Raw genomic sequence first — 16248 nt, 5'->3', positions numbered from 1 at the left:
CAGTCTTGTGAGGCGATATCACTTGCCCGGGGCGGCGTTTTACCGGAATTTTATGCCATGCCTTTCGCTGGATTTTTCCGCCGCCTCCTGCCGGCCGTTTTCATGGCCTTGGCTTTTGCGCCTGCGGCCCCGGCTTCGTCTGCTCCGGCCGAGCTGCCCGGCAACCGGCTGGTCAAGGCGGCGCTGATCGCCGAGCCGCAGACTGTGCGCGGCGGCGAGCCTTTCTGGGTCGGCGTGCGCCTGCGCATGGAGCCGCACTGGCATACCTACTGGCGCAACCCCGGTGACTCCGGCCTCGCCACCGAGATCGCATGGACCCTGCCGCCGGGCTACAGCGCCGGGCCGATCCACTGGCCGGTGCCCGAGCAGATCCCCGTCGCCCATCTGGTCAACTATGGCTATGAGGGCGAGATCCTGCTGTTGACGCAGATCACGCCGCCAGCGGTCGTGCAGGACTCTGCAAAAATCCAAGCCGATGTGAACTGGCTGGTCTGCCAAAAGGAATGCGTGCCGGGCGAGGCGACGCTGAGCGCGACGCTGTCTGCTGGTGACGGCGCACGCAATCCTGAAACAACAACGGCCTTCGATGCCGCGCGCATGCAGCTGGCGCAACCGTCGCCCTGGCAGGCGCGTCTGGAGCGGGATGCGGATGGCTTTGTGCTGCGCGTGATGGCACCGGGCCTGAAAGCCGAGCGGATCGCCAAGGCTGTCTTCCTGCCCGACAGCGAGACGCTGATCGAACATGCCGCTGCCCAGCCGCTGACCGTGGATCGCGACGGATTGGCGCTGCGGCTGAAGCGCAGCACCTATGCCGCCGCCGAATTGCCCAAACAAAGTGGCGGCCTGCTGGTGCTGACCGAAGACACTGGCGGCACCCAGCAGCGGCAGGCTTTCGAGCTGACCAATATCCCCATGGCTGCGCCGATTGCACAGGCCGCCGACTGGCAGATGATCCTGCAGGCCGCGCTGCTGGCATTGCTCGGCGGCATCGTGCTGAACCTGATGCCCTGCGTCTTCCCGGTGCTGTCGATCAAGATCTTGGCATTGGTGCAGCATGCCGGCGCGGGCAGGGCGCGCATGCGCCGCCATGGCATCGCCTATACGCTCGGCGTGCTGCTCAGCTTCGCCGTCCTGGCTGGACTTCTGCTCGGCCTGCGCGCGGCCGGTGCCCAGATCGGCTGGGGCTTCCAGTTGCAGATGCCGCTAGTGGTGGCGCTGCTGGCCTATCTGCTCTTCGCCATGGGCTTGAGCCTGTCGGGCGTGTTCCATATCGGCGGACGCTTTGCCGGCATCGGCGATGGGCTGGCGCAGCGCGCAGGCTATCAGGGCTCATTCTTCACCGGCATTCTTGCCGCCGTGGTCGCCACGCCCTGCACGGCGCCCTTCATGGGCGCGGCGGTGGGCTTTGCGCTGACGCAGCCGGCCGCGATCGGCCTCAGTGTCTTCCTTGCGCTCGGCTTCGGCCTGGCGCTGCCCTTCCTCGCGCTCACCTTTATTCCGCGACTGGCCGACCGTCTGCCGCGCCCCGGCCTGTGGATGGAGCGTGTGAAGCAGGCACTGGCGTTTCCGCTCTATGCCACGGTCGCCTGGCTGATCTGGGTGCTGAGCCAGCAGGTCGGCCAGACCGGACTGCTGGCCGCCATGCTTGGACTGGTGCTGCTGGCCTCGGCCGCCTGGGCCTGGAACCTGCGCGGCCGTTGGGCTGCCGGCTTTGCCACTATTGCCATCATCGCCACCGGTGTGGCGCTGGCCGGCGTGACACGCGATCCGGTGCAGGCCACGACGCAGACGGCGCAGACAGCCGGCAATGCGGAAAGCTTCACCCGTCAGAAACTGGATGCGCTGCTGGCCGAAAAGCGCCCGGTCTTTGTCAATATGACGGCGGCCTGGTGCATCACCTGCATGGTCAACGAGCGTACCGCGCTCAGCACTGACAGCGTGCAGACGGCCTTCCGTGAGCGCAACGTCGTCTATCTGAAGGGTGACTGGACCAACCAGGATCCAGAGATCACCAGAATTCTCGAACAGAATGGCCGCAGCGGCGTGCCGCTCTATCTCTACTACGCCAACGGCCAGAGCGTGGTGCTGCCGCAGATCCTCACCCCCGCCATCGTGCTGGAGCATCTTGAGTCCATCGACCGCATCGGATCTCGCGGTCAGTCTGAGAAAAGTGCGTCTCTCTCCAACCCAACCAGGAGTGTAAAGCCATGACTGTTGCACGTCGTACCCTGCTGACCGCCGGCCTGATCGGCGCGGTGGCTTTCTTCGCTGCTCCGCAGCTGGTGTCCGCTGCCGGTGTGCAGGTCGGCCAGCCGGCGCCTGCCTTCAGCGCCAAGGACACCAACGGCAAGACCGTGTCGCTCGCCGACCTCAAGGGCAAGACCGTGGTGCTGGAATGGTCCAACCATGAATGCCCCTTCGTGAAGAAGCATTACACGGGCAACAACATGCAGGGCCTGCAGAAGAAGTGGACGGCCCAGAACGTGGTCTGGCTGACTATTGTCTCATCCCCGGTGGGCGAGCAGGGGTATGTCGATGCGGGCCAGGCCAACAAGCTGACGGTTGACCGTGGCGCCGCGCCATCGGCCGTGCTGCTCGATCCCAAGAGCCAGATCGCGCGGGCCTATGGCGCCCAGGTGACGCCGCATATGTATGTGATCGCACCGGATGGCAAGCTCGCCTATGCCGGCGGCATCGACGACAAGCCGTCGACCCGTGTGGATGACCTTGCCGGGGCCAAGAATTTCGTCGACAGCGCGCTGACCGAGATGGCGCAGGGCAAGGCGGTGACGGCCAGCACCTCGCGTCCCTATGGGTGCACGGTCAAATACGACACCACGTCGTAATCGCGGTCTCTCTGAAACAGGAAAGGGCGGCCCAGGGAGATTAACTCGGGGCCGCCCTTTTTTTATTCTGCTGCCTGAGGCAGCGCTTTCAGGCTCGCCTCGAAATCGGCGAGCGTATTGCTCAGCGACTGCCCATCCGGATCGGCCAGTGCCGCCGTGCGTGCCTGCACGACGGCCTCGATAGCCCGTGCGACGGGCAGGCGGCCATCCAGCGCCGGCAGGATCACACGGTCGCGGATCAGGGTGAAGTTGCCCACGCCGCGCTTGAAGGTATCGCCATAGCCCTTGATCAGCCGGGCGCAGTCGGCGATCTCGCGCGCCAGCGCCGCATCCTTGGCGGCAGCCGCTAGGATCAGGTCGAGCCAGTCGCCGATGCGCTGCTGCTCTTCCATGTAGCGGAAGCTGCGCGGACGCCATGTGCGCAGGCCCGCCAGCAGGCGGAAGCGCAGATAGCCGCCCAGGCGGTTGGACTGCACGGTCATGCCGAAATGCACGGTCTCGATCCAGCCCTTGCGGATGCTGAGGTCGATCACCCATGTCGCCAGCGTGGGCGGCAGCAGCGAGGCGATCTCCTCGATGCCGGGTTTCACATAGTCGGCCACCGCATAGGGCTGGGCATCCTTCACGCGCATCTCGCGCTCGATGGCGGCAAACCGTTCAGGCTTCAATTTGAGCTGCGCCACGCGGATGACATCCTCGAAGCTCATGCGCAGCGCCAGATGACGCGCGACTTCGCTGGTGAGCAAGACGTCTCCGGTTTTGGCAATTGTATCGAGCCGGTCGAGATAGAGTTCGGCATAGGCGACATTCTGATAATCGATCAGGCGTTTCACGCCTTCGGTCGCCAGACGGCGCGCGGCTTCGGGCAGGCGGCCGATGCGGTCGGCCAGCGCGCCGGCGCTGCTGACCTGAGGAAGTGCGGCGGCGCGCGCCTGACGCTCGGCCAATTCGCCCTGACCGTGACTGAGGCCGAAGCGGAAACCGGCCAGATTGCTTTCGACAGCCTTGCCTTCGGTGCGTATGCCGTCCTCGAAGGCTTGCGCGGGAATGGGCAGCACGCCGGAACCGGCGAGCGCGCCCAGCAGCACGGCATTGAGGATCGAGCCGGCGTCCTTGGCGGTCTGGTCCATGTCGAACAGGATAGTCTGCTGGGCGAAGTCCTGGGCGGCGCGGAACAGTTTTCCAGTGTCATAGCGGCCATCGCCCATGGCACTTTTCTCGGCCACAGCGAAGACACGATGGGTGGAGGCGATCAGCAGCGTGCGATCGGGTGAGACGAAGCCGTTGGCAATCGCGCGGCCGGCCTCGACGAATTCGCTGGCGATCATCACATCCACCTGGCCCGGCATCGGGTTCAGGCACATGACCGGACGCTGTGTCGTCCGCTCGGGCCACAGCTCGATGTAATAGGTGGTGGCGCCGGTGCGCTGGGCGACGCCGGGGATCGAAGTCGCCTGAACGGGATAGCCGAGCCGCTCGGCGGTCTCGACGATCCAGTTGGTCAGCACGCCGCCGCCTTCGCCACCCATGGCTGCGATCAGGACGCAGAGAGGTCTTGTCGCGGCCATGTCTATTCTCCCGCCGCAATCTGGGGCGCCGAGGCTGGCTTGCCGTTCAGCCAGCCGATCGCCGTGCGGTGCAGGCGGTCGCTGATGCGGTCCCACCAGCCGGGGTTATGCACGATCTCGGTCTTGTAGAAGGAGGGGCAGAGCACGGCGGCATGGGCGACCTCGCCGCAATGGCCGCAGCCGACGCAGCTGCTGATCACGCTTGCCACCGGATCGGTGCGCAGCGGATCGGGATTGGGCTTGATGGTCAGCGACGGGCAGCCGCTGAGCCGGATGCAGGAATGGTCGCCGGTGCAGACGCTGTCGTCGATGCCGAAACGGGTGCGCACCACGCGCTCGCCGGATTTCAGGGCTTTCGCCTCGTCGCTGCGCAGGCGGCGCTGGCGTGCGAGCTGGCACTCACCCTCCGCGATGATCACCTTCAGCCCCTTGCCTGCCGTGGTCAGGGCATCCTTCAGGCTAGCCGTCATGTCCTTCAGGCCATAGGAGCGCAGGCGCTTCACCCATTTTACGCCGAGCGCTTTCAGCGTGCTTTCGATATCCGAGCCGCTGGCCAAGCCGTCGACGCGGTTGCCGGCGGAGGAGGGGATATACTGCACGCCGGTGGCAGACGTGTAACCGTTCTGCATGATCACCAGAACGCCGTCGCCGCGGTTGAAGAGCGCCGAGGCCACGCCGGACAAGACGCCATTATGCCAGAAGCCGCCATCGCCCATGATGGCAAGCGAGCGCGTGTTCATAATCGGGCCGACGCCGGCGGCCGAGGCCAGCGACATGCCATAGCCGAGAATGGAATGACCCAGCGAAAACGGTGCGAAGGTGGCCAGCGCATGACAGCCGATATCGGCGGCGACATGCACCTTGCCGATCTGACGTTCCACCAGCTTGATCGCGGTGAAGACCGGACGCTCGGGGCAGCCGGTACAGAAGGTCGGCGGCCGCAGCGGCAGGGTCGGGCCGATCAGCGCCTGGGCAGTGCGGCGGTTGTCCAGTGCGGTCTCGAAGCCGGTCTCGCTGCCGGTCACGTCGATCTGCGGCTGTTCGGCCTTGATGAAGGCGAGCAGGCCGCGTGTCAGGACTTCGATGGTGTATTCGCCGGCCGCCGGCAGCATGCCCTTGCCGTGGATGCGAGTGTTGATATCGGCCTTGCGCAAGGCCATGTGTAGCGCTTGTTCGATATATTCGGGCGAGCCTTCCTCCACCATCAGAACGGCGCGCTTGCCGGCACAGAACTGGGTCAGCTGCTCGGGCACCAGTGGATATGTGACGTTGAGAACCAGGGTCGGCACGCGACTTTTGCCGAAGGCATCGGCGAGACCGAGATTCATGAGTGCGCGGTTGAGGCCATTATACAGGCCGCCCTGCACGATGATGCCGATTTCCGACAGATCACCTGGCATGGTCTCGTTCAGGCCACGCTCAAGGATGAACTTGCGCGCCGCCGGCAGGCGTTGCTCCAGTTTCAGCTTCTCCTGCATGAAGGTGGCCGGCGGATGAGCGAGTTTATCGTAATTGAACGCCGATGGTCCCGGTAGGCGGCTATTGCGCGAGACTTTCGCATGCTGGTTGGTCTTGGCCGGGAAGCTGCCGGTGACATGGCAGGCGCGAATACGCAGCTCCAGCATCACCGGCGTGTTGGAGATCTCCGATAGCGCAAAGGCATCCTCGACGTTTTTCGTGATGGTGGGCAAGTCCGGGCGCGGATCGAGCAGCCACATGGATGATTTCATCGCATAGGCATGGCTGCGCTCCTGGATCACGCTGGCGCCTTCGCCGTAATCCTCGCCGATCACGATCAGCGCGCCGCCGGTGACACCGGCGGAAGAGAGGTTGCTCAGGGCGTCAGACGCCACATTGGTGCCGACGATGGATTTCCAGGTGACGCAGCCGCGCGCGGGATAATGAATGGAGGCGCCGAGCAGAGCCGCAGCCGAGGCTTCGTTGGTGCAGGTTTCGAGATGGATGCCGAGATCATCGAGGATGTCCTGCGCCTGCACCAGAACGTCGACCAGATGCGAGACCGGCGCGCCCTGATAGCCACCGACATAGGAAACGCCGGACTGCAGCAGCGCCTTGGTGACCGCGAGAATACCTTCGCCCCGGAAGGTGTCGCCGTCGCCTAACCGCAGTGATTCAATCTCTTTCGCGAAAGAGCGTTCCATCATCTTCCTCCCACTGAAGCGAAATCTGACGCGCGCCCCCGGGATCGTCAAGGAATTAGTTTGGCGTCCAACAAAATCCGATGGACAGCATCGGGGCGGGGCTGCTAGCCTTTTCATGCAGACAAAAGGACGGCTCCGGACGAGAGCCGCCTGCAAGCGGAGGAAACAAACAATGGCGTTAAAACAGCATTTCTATGCCTGTGCAGTTGCAGCAATCGGGCTGGCAGCGGCGTTGCCGCTTGCGACTCCGGCCGTCGCGCAGGACAAGCCGGTCACGCTGCGTCTGGGGCACTGGTTGCCGCCAGCGCATCCGTTGCATCCGTCGTGGCAGGAATGGGGCGCGTCGCTGGAAAAGGCGACCAACGGCACCGTAAAGATCCAGATTTTCCCGGCGCAGCAGCTTGGTCAGGCGAAAGACCACTATGACATGGCGCGCGATGGCGTCGCCGACATCACCTATGTCAATCCGGGCTACACGCCGGGCCGTTTCCCGGTGATCGCCGGCAGTGAGCTGCCCTTCCTGTTCTCGAATGGCAAGAGCGGCTCGGCAGCGATCGATTCCTGGTATCGCAAATACGCCGAAAAGGAGATGGCGGATGTGAAGGTCTGCATGACCTTCGTGCATGATCCGGGCACCTTCCACGGCAAGAGCAAGATCTCTAAGCCCGATGACGTGAAGGGCCTGAAGATCCGTCCGGGTAATGCCACCGTGGCGCGCCTGGTGACGCTGACCGGCGGCACCAACGTGCAGGTGACTGCACCGGAATCGCGCGAGGCGCTGGAGCGCGGCGTGGCCGATGCCATTACTTTCCCGTGGGACAGCCTGTTCATCTTCGGCATCGACAAGGTGGTGAAGTATCACATGGACGCGCCGCTCTATATCAGCAACTTCGTGCTGGCGGTGAACAAGGCTACCTATGGCAAGCTCTCGGCGGCCCAGAAAAAGGCTTTCGACGAGCATTGCACGTCGGACTGGTCGGAGAAGGTCAACACCAAGTGGTCGGATGCTGAAGCTGCCGGCAAGGCCAAGATGCTGGCGCTGCCGGGGCATGAGGGCGTGAAGCCCAGCGACGCCGACATGGCGGCCTGGCGCAAGGTGGCCGACGAGATGACCAAGGCCTGGTATGAAGATGCCAAGAAGGCCGGTGTCAACGGCGAACAGGCCCTGACCGAGCTGAAGGCCGAGCTGAAGAAGCGCAACGCCGCCGCTTTCTGATCGGCGCATACGTCATGGCTGCGGCGGCTTGTCCGGCTGCCGCAGCCATGTTTTTGTTTCCGGCAGGGGGGACTGCCTATGGACCGCTTCGTCAACAAGGTTGAGCTGATCGCCGGCCTCCTGCTGGGCGCGATCGCCGCATTGACCTTTGTCGCCGTCATGCTGCGCTGGCTGTTCAACTATGGCCTGCCCGATGCCTATGACATTTCCCGCCTCCTGCTTGGCACCGCGATGTTCTGGGGCATTGCATTGGCTGGCTTCCATAACCGCCATATCCAGGTTGACGGCTTTTGGGAGATGGCGCCGCCCTGGGGCAGGCGGATCATCGACATCACCGCCACGGTAGTCACGCTCGTCTTCATGGGCCTGTTTGCCTGGATGCTGGAAAGCAAGGTGATCAGCGTCTACGCCAGCAACGAGCAGACCTTTGACTTGCGGCTACCGGTCTGGCCTTTCCATGCCGTGGCGGCGCTGGGCATCGCGCTGGCGGCGGTTCTGCTGCTGCTGCGCCTGATCCGGCTGATGCGCGGCACCACCGTCGGCAAGGGAGCCTGAGCATGGATCAGGATTTCGTCACCGTTGGCGGCTTTGTCGTTCTTTTCCTCCTGATGATGCTGCGCATTCCGGTGGGCGTTGCCATGGGCATCGTCGGCGTCGGCGGCTTTGGCATTCTGGCGGCCATGAAGCCGGCGATGAATCTGTTGGCGCAATCGCCGATCCGCATTGCCACCGATTACGATCTGGCCGTCATCCCGATGTTCATCCTGATGGGCGCCTTTGCCACCGCCGCCGGCATGAGCCGCGAGCTGTTCCGCGCGGGCGAGGCCTGGCTGGGCCATCGTCGCGGCGGGCTTGCCATGGCGACGGTTGCCGCCTGCGCGGGCTTTGCCGCCATCAACGGCTCGTCCGTGGCGACGGCGGCCACCATGACCAGCGTGGCGCTGCCCGAGATGCGGCGCTGCGGCTACCATCCAGGTTTCTCCACCGGTGTCATTGCCGCCGGCGGCACGCTCGGCATCATGATTCCGCCCTCGGTGATCTTCGCGCTTTACGGCATCCTCACCGAACAGGATATCGGCAAGCTGTTCATCTCGGGCATCCTGCCGGGCCTGCTGGCTGTCGTGCTCTACATGGTCGTGATTCAGGTCATCGGTATGCTGAAGCCACACTTGCTGCCACGCGGCCCGAAATTCAGCTTCGCCGAGAAGATGGCTTCGCTGCGCGACATCTGGGCCACCGTGTTGCTGTTCGGTGGCATTGTGGGCGGCATGTATGGCGGCGTATTCACCGCCACGGAGGCGGCTGGCTGCGGCGCCTGCGGTGCGCTGATCATCGGCATCCTGCGTGGCCGCCTCGGCTGGGATGAGATCAAGGCCAGCCTGGTCGAGGCGGTCCGCACGGCCGGGTCGATCTTCACCATCGTGGTCGGCGCTTTCCTGTTCGGCTATTTCCTGGTCATCACCCAGACGCCGCAGAAGGTGAGCGACTTCCTCACCGCGCTGCCGATCGGGCCCTATGGCGTGCTGGTGCTGATCCTGATCATGTACCTGATCCTGGGCGCCCTGATGGACGAACTGGCCATTATCCTGGTGACGGTGCCGATCATCTATCCGGTGATGATGCAACTGGGCTTCGACCCGATCTGGTTCGGTGTCATCATCGTTATGGTCACCACGCTGGGCATGGTGATGCCGCCGGTCGGCATCAATGTGTTCGTCATCAACTCTATCGCCCGTGACATCCCGCTATGGGAGATTTACAAGGGCGTGATGCCGTTCATCCTCATTGATCTGATTCGCTTGGCTCTGCTGGTGCTGTTCCCTGCCATCGCCCTGTATCTGCCGAGCCAGATGAACTGATGGCGCGCAAGCCCACCTCTTCGGCAAAGGCCGCACCGGCCAAAGTCGCCCGCAAGACTGACAAGCTGGATCGCAAGCTTGATCGGGGGCCGCTGCCGGGCCTGTATGGCTATAACCTGCGCATCGCTCAGGTGGCGGTGTTCGAGAACTTCATCCAGGTGGTGGGCGAGGGGCTCGTCGGCCGCATGGGTGGGCTGACACCGGGGCGGTTCAGCCTTCTGGTGTTGCTGCGCGCCAATCCGGGCATCAACCAGACCGACCTTAGCCGTGGTGTCGGCGTCGACAAGTCGACACTGACCCCGGCGCTCGACCAGCTCGAAAAGAAGGGCCTGATCCAGCGTCACCGTACGGCCAACGATCGCCGCACCTATGCGCTGTCGCTCAGCGCGGCCGGTGAGGCGCTGCTGACTGAACTGATGACCAAGGTGACCCAGCATGAGAAGAATATCGTCGCCGGTCTGTCGCCGGCCGAGCGGGCAACCCTGAATCGGCTGCTGAAGAAAATGGCCAAAAGCCTGGGCAGCGAGGCGCTGGAATAGGCATTCGATCATGGCCTGCGGTTATGGCGGGCAATGCTGGAAAACCGCAGTCTACCTTGAAATATACGGTGCGGCGGACCAGAACAAATCGTCGCCTACCCAATTGACAACGCACGAAAATCCGGGCGGAATGAAAATCGGGGAACGGAACGGCATTTCTGCGTCCGGCCCTCACCTGCCTGTTCTGCTGCATGCCACGGACAAATTGTCGAGGTGTCGCGCGGGCCGATAGCGAGACCGCCCTTCAATCTGTTCCGCCATGCACCGGCATTGGCGGATCATCGGCATTTCGGGGAAGACGGATGAGCGAGCAGAACGCAGTCACGATCGTCATGATCGAGGATGATGAGGGCCATGCCCGCCTGATCGAAAAGAATATCCGCCGCGCCGGCGTCAGCAATCAGATTGTGCATTTCGCCTCCGGCGGACCGGCGATCGAGTATCTGGTCAGGATCGGCGATGGCGATACGGGTGGTCATGGCGGCGCGTTCCTGGTGCTGCTCGATCTCAATCTGCCGGACATGTCCGGCGTCGATATCCTGAAGCGGGTGAAGGATCATGCCGGTTTGCGCCGCACCCCGGTGGTGGTTTTGACCACGACAGACGACAAGGCGGAAATCCAGCGTTGCTACGATCTGGGTTGCAACGTCTATATCACCAAGCCGGTCAACTATGAGAATTTCGCCCAGGCTATCCGTCAGCTTGGCATGTTCTTCATGGTGATGCAGGTTCCTGAAGCGACCTGATCGGACCCATGACAGCACCCCGCCCATATCTGCTTTATATCGACGACGATGCCGGTCTGTGCCGTCTGGTGCAGAAGGATTTCGAACGCAACGGCTATCAGGTCGAGACCGTGACCAGCGGCGCCGATGGCATCGCGCGCATCCGACAGAACCGCGCCATCGACGTGGTGGCGCTGGACCATCACATGCCGGAACAGACCGGCCTGGAAACGCTGGCCGCGATTGTCATGCTGCCCGATCCGCCGCCGGTCGTGTATGTCACCGGTGAATCCGAGGGCCGCGTGGCGGTTTCGGCCCTGAAGGCCGGCGCCACCGATTATGTCATCAAGGATGCCGGCCCGGAATTCCTGGCCCTGCTGCGCGCTGCCATCGCCTCGGCCATCGAGGTGCGACAGCAACGCCGCCTGCGCGAAAAGGCCGAAACCGAGCTGCGGGAGTCACGCGACCGCTTCGAAGCTCTGGCCAATGAACGCGCCGTCCTGATCCATGAGGTGAACCATCGGGTCTCCAACAGCCTGCAGCTCATCGCCAGCCTGCTGCAGGTGCAGAGTTCAGCCCAGGCCGATACGCGGTCGGCGCAGATTCTGCTGGATGCCTACAAGCGCGTTGCCGCCGTGGCGCGCGTGCACAAGCGCCTCTACAGTTCGTCCGATGTCCGATACGTCGATCTGGCCGACTACCTGCTGAGTCTGGTGGAAGACCTGCGCCAGTCTGGCGACGAGGGCGGGAGTTCGCTGCAGTTCCTGGCCAGCCAGACCCGCATCGGCACCGATTTCGCCATCCCGGTCGGCCTGCTGGTCACCGAACTGGTGATCAATGCACTCAAGCACGCCTATCCTGATGGTGGCGGCGCGATCCGCGTGAAAGCCGAGCGTAACGGCGATCTGATCACGGTGCAGGTCGAGGATGACGGTGTCGGCATTGACGAGACTGCCTGGCGCAAGAGCCGGGGCATCGGCAGCAAGATCGTCATGGCCATGATCGAGAAGATCGGCGGCGCGTTGACCATAGAGCCGACCTCGATCGGCACGCGCATCACCGTCACCTTCACGGCAGCCGATCCGCTGCCCGAGCCGGAAACGGCCATGGCGACGGATACGACCTCGGTGCTGGTGGTGACGGAGAGCCTGGGCCGGGACCGTAATGCTCCGGGCATGGCGCAGCCGCGCCTGCTGCTGGTCGAGGACGACCCGCTGATGCGGGCTGTCGTGGCCGGCAATCTCGAGGATTCCGGATTCCTGATTGATGAAGCCGCCAGCTGTGCCGATGTGCGGCGGTTATGGGCAGCAGGCAAGTATGCCGCCGCCATTCTCGATATCGGCCTGCCCGATGGCCGCGGCGATCAAGTCGCGGGCGAGCTGCGCACAGCCGACCCGTATTTCCCGATGATCCTGGCCACCGGCTATGACGAGAAGATGGTGGCCGCCGGCTTCCTGGGCAGCCGTTTCAGTCGCGCGCTGGCCAAGCCTTATGATCATGCCGTGATGCTAGATGCGCTTGCCGCGCTGGGCGTCAAGGCTGGCCCGCAGGGTCCGCCTCCGGCGCAGCGTCAGGAACAGCAGGCGCCGCGCCAGGTGTCGAACTAGACCCAGCCCGGAAGCCTAGCCCCGGAAAACCACCGTCCGGTGGCCGTTCAGGAAAATCCGGCGTTCGACGTGGTATTTCACCGCGCGCGCCAGCACCAGGCTTTCGATATCGCGTCCCACGGCGGCCAGTTGGTCCGGCGAATAGCCGTGTTCGACGCGCGCCACTTCCTGCTCGATGATCGGGCCTTCATCCAGCGCTTCGGTGACGTAATGTGCCGTCGCGCCGATCAGCTTCACGCCGCGCGCATGTGCCTGGTGATAGGGCTTGGCGCCCTTGAAGCTGGGCAGGAAGGAATGATGGATGTTGATGATGCGGCCAGCATAGTCCCGGCACAGATCCGGTGACAGCACCTGCATGTAGCGCGCCAGCACGATCAGGTCGATGCGTTCCTGCTCGATCAGCTCGCGCAGCATCTTCTCCTGCCGGCCCTTGCTGGCGGCGGTGACCGGCCAGTGGTGAAAGGCGATGTTGTGGTTGGCGGCGCGCTGATACCAGTCGCGATGGTTCGACACGATGGCCGGAATCTCCACCGGCAGCGCATCGATGGAATACCGGTAGAGCAGGTCGTTCAGGCAGTGGCCGAATTTCGAGACCAGGATCAGCACGCGCGGACGGTCCCGGTCGTCATGCAGCTCCCAGGTCATCTCGAAGGGCGCGGCCACCGGCGCGAAGGCGGCGCGCACCTGCTCCAGCGGGCGGCCGGCGCCGTCCGCACCGGCATCCAGGTCCTCGATGCTGACCCGCATGAAGAACAGGCCGGTCTCACCATCACCGAACTGCGCGGAATCACGGATGTTGAAGCGCTGGGCGGCAAGGAAGCCGGACACGGCAGCGACGATGCCGGGGCGGTCTTGGCAGGACAGCGTAAGGATGAGGCTCATGGACGGGGAGGGGACAATCGGTTGACGGGGCGCGACTGTAGCCTTCCTGCCGCCATGCCCGCAACCGGAGGGTTAATGGCCCGGGATGCGGGGACTCGGGGTGGGTGCGGTGTCCAAGAATAGGCTCGCATCCCCGTCGGCACCCCTTTAAGCTGCGGCGAGCCCAGAATGGATTCGATGGCCAGAGCAGACAAACACCGATGATTCTCCGCGGTCCGGATTTTCTCCGACAGATGGCCAACAAGCTGTTCGACGCCCTGGTCCAGGGCGCCGAAGCGCAGGCCCAGAAGGCGCCTTTCACCATCGATACGCTGCGTCAGCTCGTCGATGCGATGAAGACGGCTGCCGATTACGACCATTTCTATCGCGCGTCCTACGATGGCCTGATGAAGGTGATCGCCGAGGATGAAAGCCGTGGCGCCCGGGTCAATGCTTTCGGTCGCCTGCTGGTGCATCCCCTGGATACGGCGTTTGCCGAGGACAAGCTCGATCGCCGCCTGATCGGCAATTACTTCTTCTTCGTCCGCTCGCTGTTCGGCGACGAGGTCGAGGTGATGGCGGACGAGGCGGCGTCGGTCGCCGAGGAAATTCGCATGGCAGCCGGCGGCTCGCTCGACTGGGCGGCCTTCTATGCCGATCCGCGCGCCAAGCAGCTATACTTCAAGGTTGTCGCCCGCGTGATGCGCGCCTTCCGCGTCTTCGAGACCCGGCGCGACTGGGTGATGAAGGTGATGCAGCACGATCCCACCGCGGTGGGGCTGTCATCGAATGTCTATATCGAGCGGCCCTTCGAGGGGCAGGCGCTGCCCTTCGGGGATCGGGAATTCTATCTGTTCTTCGATGGCCTGATCCGGCCATTGGCGCGGCTCAGCGGCGACGACGCGACGCTGTTCAAGACGGCGACGGGCGAAGACGCGGGACGTCTGGCCAGCAGCTTCCTGCGCGAACTGGAAGCCTATCGGCCGGCGGCCTAGTTCCTTAAATCAGTTGGAGTTGGCCGGCTCGCGGTGATCGAGCTTGGCGGCGAACTGTTCGAACAGTTCCGACACGCAGCGGGCGACCGTGCGCTGATGGTTGTCGTTCAGCTGGTCGGCGGCGCGCATGCACATGTCCGCGAACTTGCGGGCCAGGATCACGGCGTCGCGATTGCTTTCCTGCCGGATGTCGTCGAAGACGGTGACGATGAAGTCGCGTGTCTGGTTGCTCTCGTAGCTGGTCATCGGGCGTTCGCCCATCAGCGAGTCCAGCATCGCATTGAAGGTCTGCGAGGTATCGATGGCGATGCTCGCCAGAATCTTCTCGATCCGCTCGTTATCCTTGGGCGCGACCGGCTTCTTGCCGGTAGATGTGGTGGCGCTGGGCGCCGGAGCCGTAGCGCGGACAACTTCCGTCACAGTGTTCTCGGTCTGGTTGGGGCGCGGGCCGGAGCGATTCCACATACTCTGATTCCTTACTCGATATGACGGTTAGAAGGGGCTGAAGCGCCGCGGCGCTTCAGCTGACGACTTCACGCGACGCACGAATCATGTTGTCGACATGCCAGCCCTGGAACAGGCGGATGCCGGCGGCCAGGCCGGCCTTCATGGCCTCTTCGGTCTCGCAGCGGGCCATGATCACGCGATTGGCGTCGGCTTCAGAAATCTTGCTGGCCAGATCCTTGTCGATCCACTGATCGTGATGGTCCTTGAAGTAGAACAGCTTGATGAAATCCGCTTTCAGTTCCTTGCGCCCGAACAGCTGCAGCAGGTCGGGCGTAATGCCATCGATCAGCATGCGGTAGCCGGAATTGTGCAAGAACTCCGAGGCCAGCAGATATTCGTTGTAATCCCAGAACACATCGTAGCGCTGCAGCTCGATGATGATCTGTTCCTTCTTCACGATATTGCCGATGCGGCTGTCGAAATCGCGGAAGGTGTCGCTCAGTACGGTGCTGACGTTCATGTTGATGCTGAACGGTCCGCTGTTGCGGGTGACGTAGCCATCAAGCAGGGCGCGGAACACGCGGGTGTCCAGCGTACGTGTCAGGTGGTGGAACAGCGACCGCGCGCCGCGCAGGTTCACGTTCGGCGCAATCGCCTGGCGCAGTTCGTTCACGCCGACGAAGATTTCCTGGAAGATCGGCTTGGGCGGCTGATTGCCAAAGCATAGCGCCACCGGCTGACGCTTCATGAAGGTCGATACATCGGCCTTTTTCAGAATGTCGTCGATCTGCTGCAGCGCACCGGGCGTCAGCGGCATGCCTTCGCCCTGGCCTTGGGCGGTGCCGGCCTTGGCCAGCAGGCGCTTGCGGCGCTCGGAGAAGACGCGGAAGCGCTGCTGGATGACATCCATCAGTTCCTGCAGGTCTTCAAACTGGCTGTCGAAGCGGTACCAGCGGACGGCGTTCTCGGCTTCCTCAGGGGTCAGGCCGATGGCGACGTTGTTGCGGGTGAGAATGTCGTCGATCTCGAGCACCAGCTTTTCGAAGGTCTGGTCGAAGAAGCGCTCGGAGAGGCGCACGAACAAGACGATCGAATAGTCGTGCAGCGTGTAGAACGTGCCCTCGTATTTCGACATCAACGACCGGATCGAGTGCACAACGATGTTGTAGCTCTCGCGGTTGCGTTCGAACGTCTTCGGATTGACGAACTGGATGACGGAGGCCAGGCGCCCACCGAAAATCTTGCCGCGCACCAGGCGGTCAAAATCAGTGAACATCTTCTCGTCGTCGGACGAGGCCTGGTTCTGTTGTGCTTCACTCATAGAAACTGTCGCTTTCTCCGGTAACGGTCGTGGAGAGGGCGGCAAAAGACACGGCTATAAAAGCTGTATAGATGCCCCCCGCAGCCTGCGCACTATGGCAAA

The 16248-nt window shown here is 63.3% G+C and carries 14 protein-coding genes; 9 read left to right on the top strand and 5 right to left on the bottom strand.

Features of this window, described 5'->3' with window-relative positions:
* Positions 1-102 precede the first annotated feature (102 nt).
* Both AC1RRT_RS19230 and AC1RRT_RS19225 read left to right on the top strand, forming a co-directional pair.
* Positions 103-2211 carry a protein-disulfide reductase DsbD family protein gene (locus AC1RRT_RS19230; RefSeq protein ID WP_493015503.1) on the top strand — a complete coding sequence of 703 codons (2109 nt, stop codon included), beginning with the start codon at positions 103-105 and terminating at the stop codon, positions 2209-2211.
* Positions 2208-2846, top strand: a complete 639-nt coding sequence (locus AC1RRT_RS19225) for a redoxin domain-containing protein (protein ID WP_493015502.1) — start codon at positions 2208-2210, stop codon at positions 2844-2846. Before AC1RRT_RS19230 ends, AC1RRT_RS19225 begins: the two co-directional genes overlap by 4 nt.
* A 62-nt stretch (positions 2847-2908) precedes the next feature.
* Here the strand turns inward: AC1RRT_RS19225 and AC1RRT_RS19220 are convergent, their stop codons facing one another.
* Both AC1RRT_RS19220 and AC1RRT_RS19215 read right to left on the bottom strand, forming a co-directional pair.
* The gene (locus tag AC1RRT_RS19220) at positions 2909-4414 is read right to left on the bottom strand and encodes an indolepyruvate oxidoreductase subunit beta family protein (protein WP_493015501.1); all 1506 of its coding nucleotides are present in this window, start codon (positions 4412-4414) and stop codon (positions 2909-2911) included.
* A 2-nt stretch (positions 4415-4416) separates the two neighbouring features.
* Positions 4417-6576, bottom strand: a complete 2160-nt coding sequence (locus AC1RRT_RS19215; protein ID WP_493015500.1) for a thiamine pyrophosphate-dependent enzyme — start codon at positions 6574-6576, stop codon at positions 4417-4419.
* Between the two features lie 172 nt (positions 6577-6748).
* Here AC1RRT_RS19215 and AC1RRT_RS19210 point away from each other — a divergent pair, with 172 nt between their 5' ends.
* From AC1RRT_RS19210 to AC1RRT_RS19185, 6 genes are all read left to right on the top strand, one after another.
* On the top strand, positions 6749-7792 hold the full coding sequence (locus tag AC1RRT_RS19210) for a TRAP transporter substrate-binding protein (RefSeq protein WP_493015499.1): 1044 nt from the start codon (positions 6749-6751) through the stop codon (positions 7790-7792).
* A 78-nt stretch (positions 7793-7870) separates the two neighbouring features.
* Positions 7871-8347 (top strand): TRAP transporter small permease, encoded by a 477-nt coding sequence (locus AC1RRT_RS19205; protein WP_493015498.1) that lies wholly within the window; start codon positions 7871-7873, stop codon positions 8345-8347.
* A 2-nt stretch (positions 8348-8349) separates the two neighbouring features.
* Complete coding sequence (locus AC1RRT_RS19200; RefSeq protein WP_493015497.1) at positions 8350-9651, top strand: TRAP transporter large permease; 1302 nt, start codon at positions 8350-8352, stop codon at positions 9649-9651.
* Positions 9651-10190, top strand: a complete 540-nt coding sequence (locus tag AC1RRT_RS19195) for a MarR family winged helix-turn-helix transcriptional regulator (protein ID WP_493015496.1) — start codon at positions 9651-9653, stop codon at positions 10188-10190. Before AC1RRT_RS19200 ends, AC1RRT_RS19195 begins: the two co-directional genes overlap by 1 nt.
* 302 nt (positions 10191-10492) lie before the next feature.
* Positions 10493-10936 carry a response regulator gene (locus tag AC1RRT_RS19190; RefSeq protein WP_493015495.1) on the top strand — a complete coding sequence of 148 codons (444 nt, stop codon included), beginning with the start codon at positions 10493-10495 and terminating at the stop codon, positions 10934-10936.
* 8 nt (positions 10937-10944) lie between these two features.
* On the top strand, positions 10945-12522 hold the full coding sequence (locus AC1RRT_RS19185) for a response regulator (protein ID WP_493015494.1): 1578 nt from the start codon (positions 10945-10947) through the stop codon (positions 12520-12522).
* Between the two features lie 15 nt (positions 12523-12537).
* Here AC1RRT_RS19185 and purU read toward each other — a convergent pair whose 3' ends face one another.
* Positions 12538-13404, bottom strand: a complete 867-nt coding sequence (purU, locus tag AC1RRT_RS19180; protein ID WP_493015493.1) for a formyltetrahydrofolate deformylase — start codon at positions 13402-13404, stop codon at positions 12538-12540.
* Between the two features lie 233 nt (positions 13405-13637).
* Here purU and AC1RRT_RS19175 point away from each other — a divergent pair, with 233 nt between their 5' ends.
* On the top strand, positions 13638-14378 hold the full coding sequence (locus tag AC1RRT_RS19175) for a hypothetical protein (RefSeq protein ID WP_493015492.1): 741 nt from the start codon (positions 13638-13640) through the stop codon (positions 14376-14378).
* 9 nt (positions 14379-14387) lie between these two features.
* Here the strand turns inward: AC1RRT_RS19175 and AC1RRT_RS19170 are convergent, their stop codons facing one another.
* Together AC1RRT_RS19170 and AC1RRT_RS19165 are read right to left on the bottom strand one after the other, a co-directional pair.
* Positions 14388-14843 (bottom strand): hypothetical protein, encoded by a 456-nt coding sequence (locus AC1RRT_RS19170; protein WP_493015490.1) that lies wholly within the window; start codon positions 14841-14843, stop codon positions 14388-14390.
* Between the two features lie 55 nt (positions 14844-14898).
* The gene (locus AC1RRT_RS19165; RefSeq protein WP_493015489.1) at positions 14899-16146 is read right to left on the bottom strand and encodes an EAL domain-containing protein; all 1248 of its coding nucleotides are present in this window, start codon (positions 16144-16146) and stop codon (positions 14899-14901) included.
* Positions 16147-16248: the final 102 nt, after the last annotated feature.

This window comes from Ferrovibrio sp. GW821-FHT12B10 (assembly GCF_058807515.1).
The sequence above is the reverse complement of the archived record's forward strand: the minus strand, read 5'-3'. Positions and strand labels throughout refer to the sequence as shown.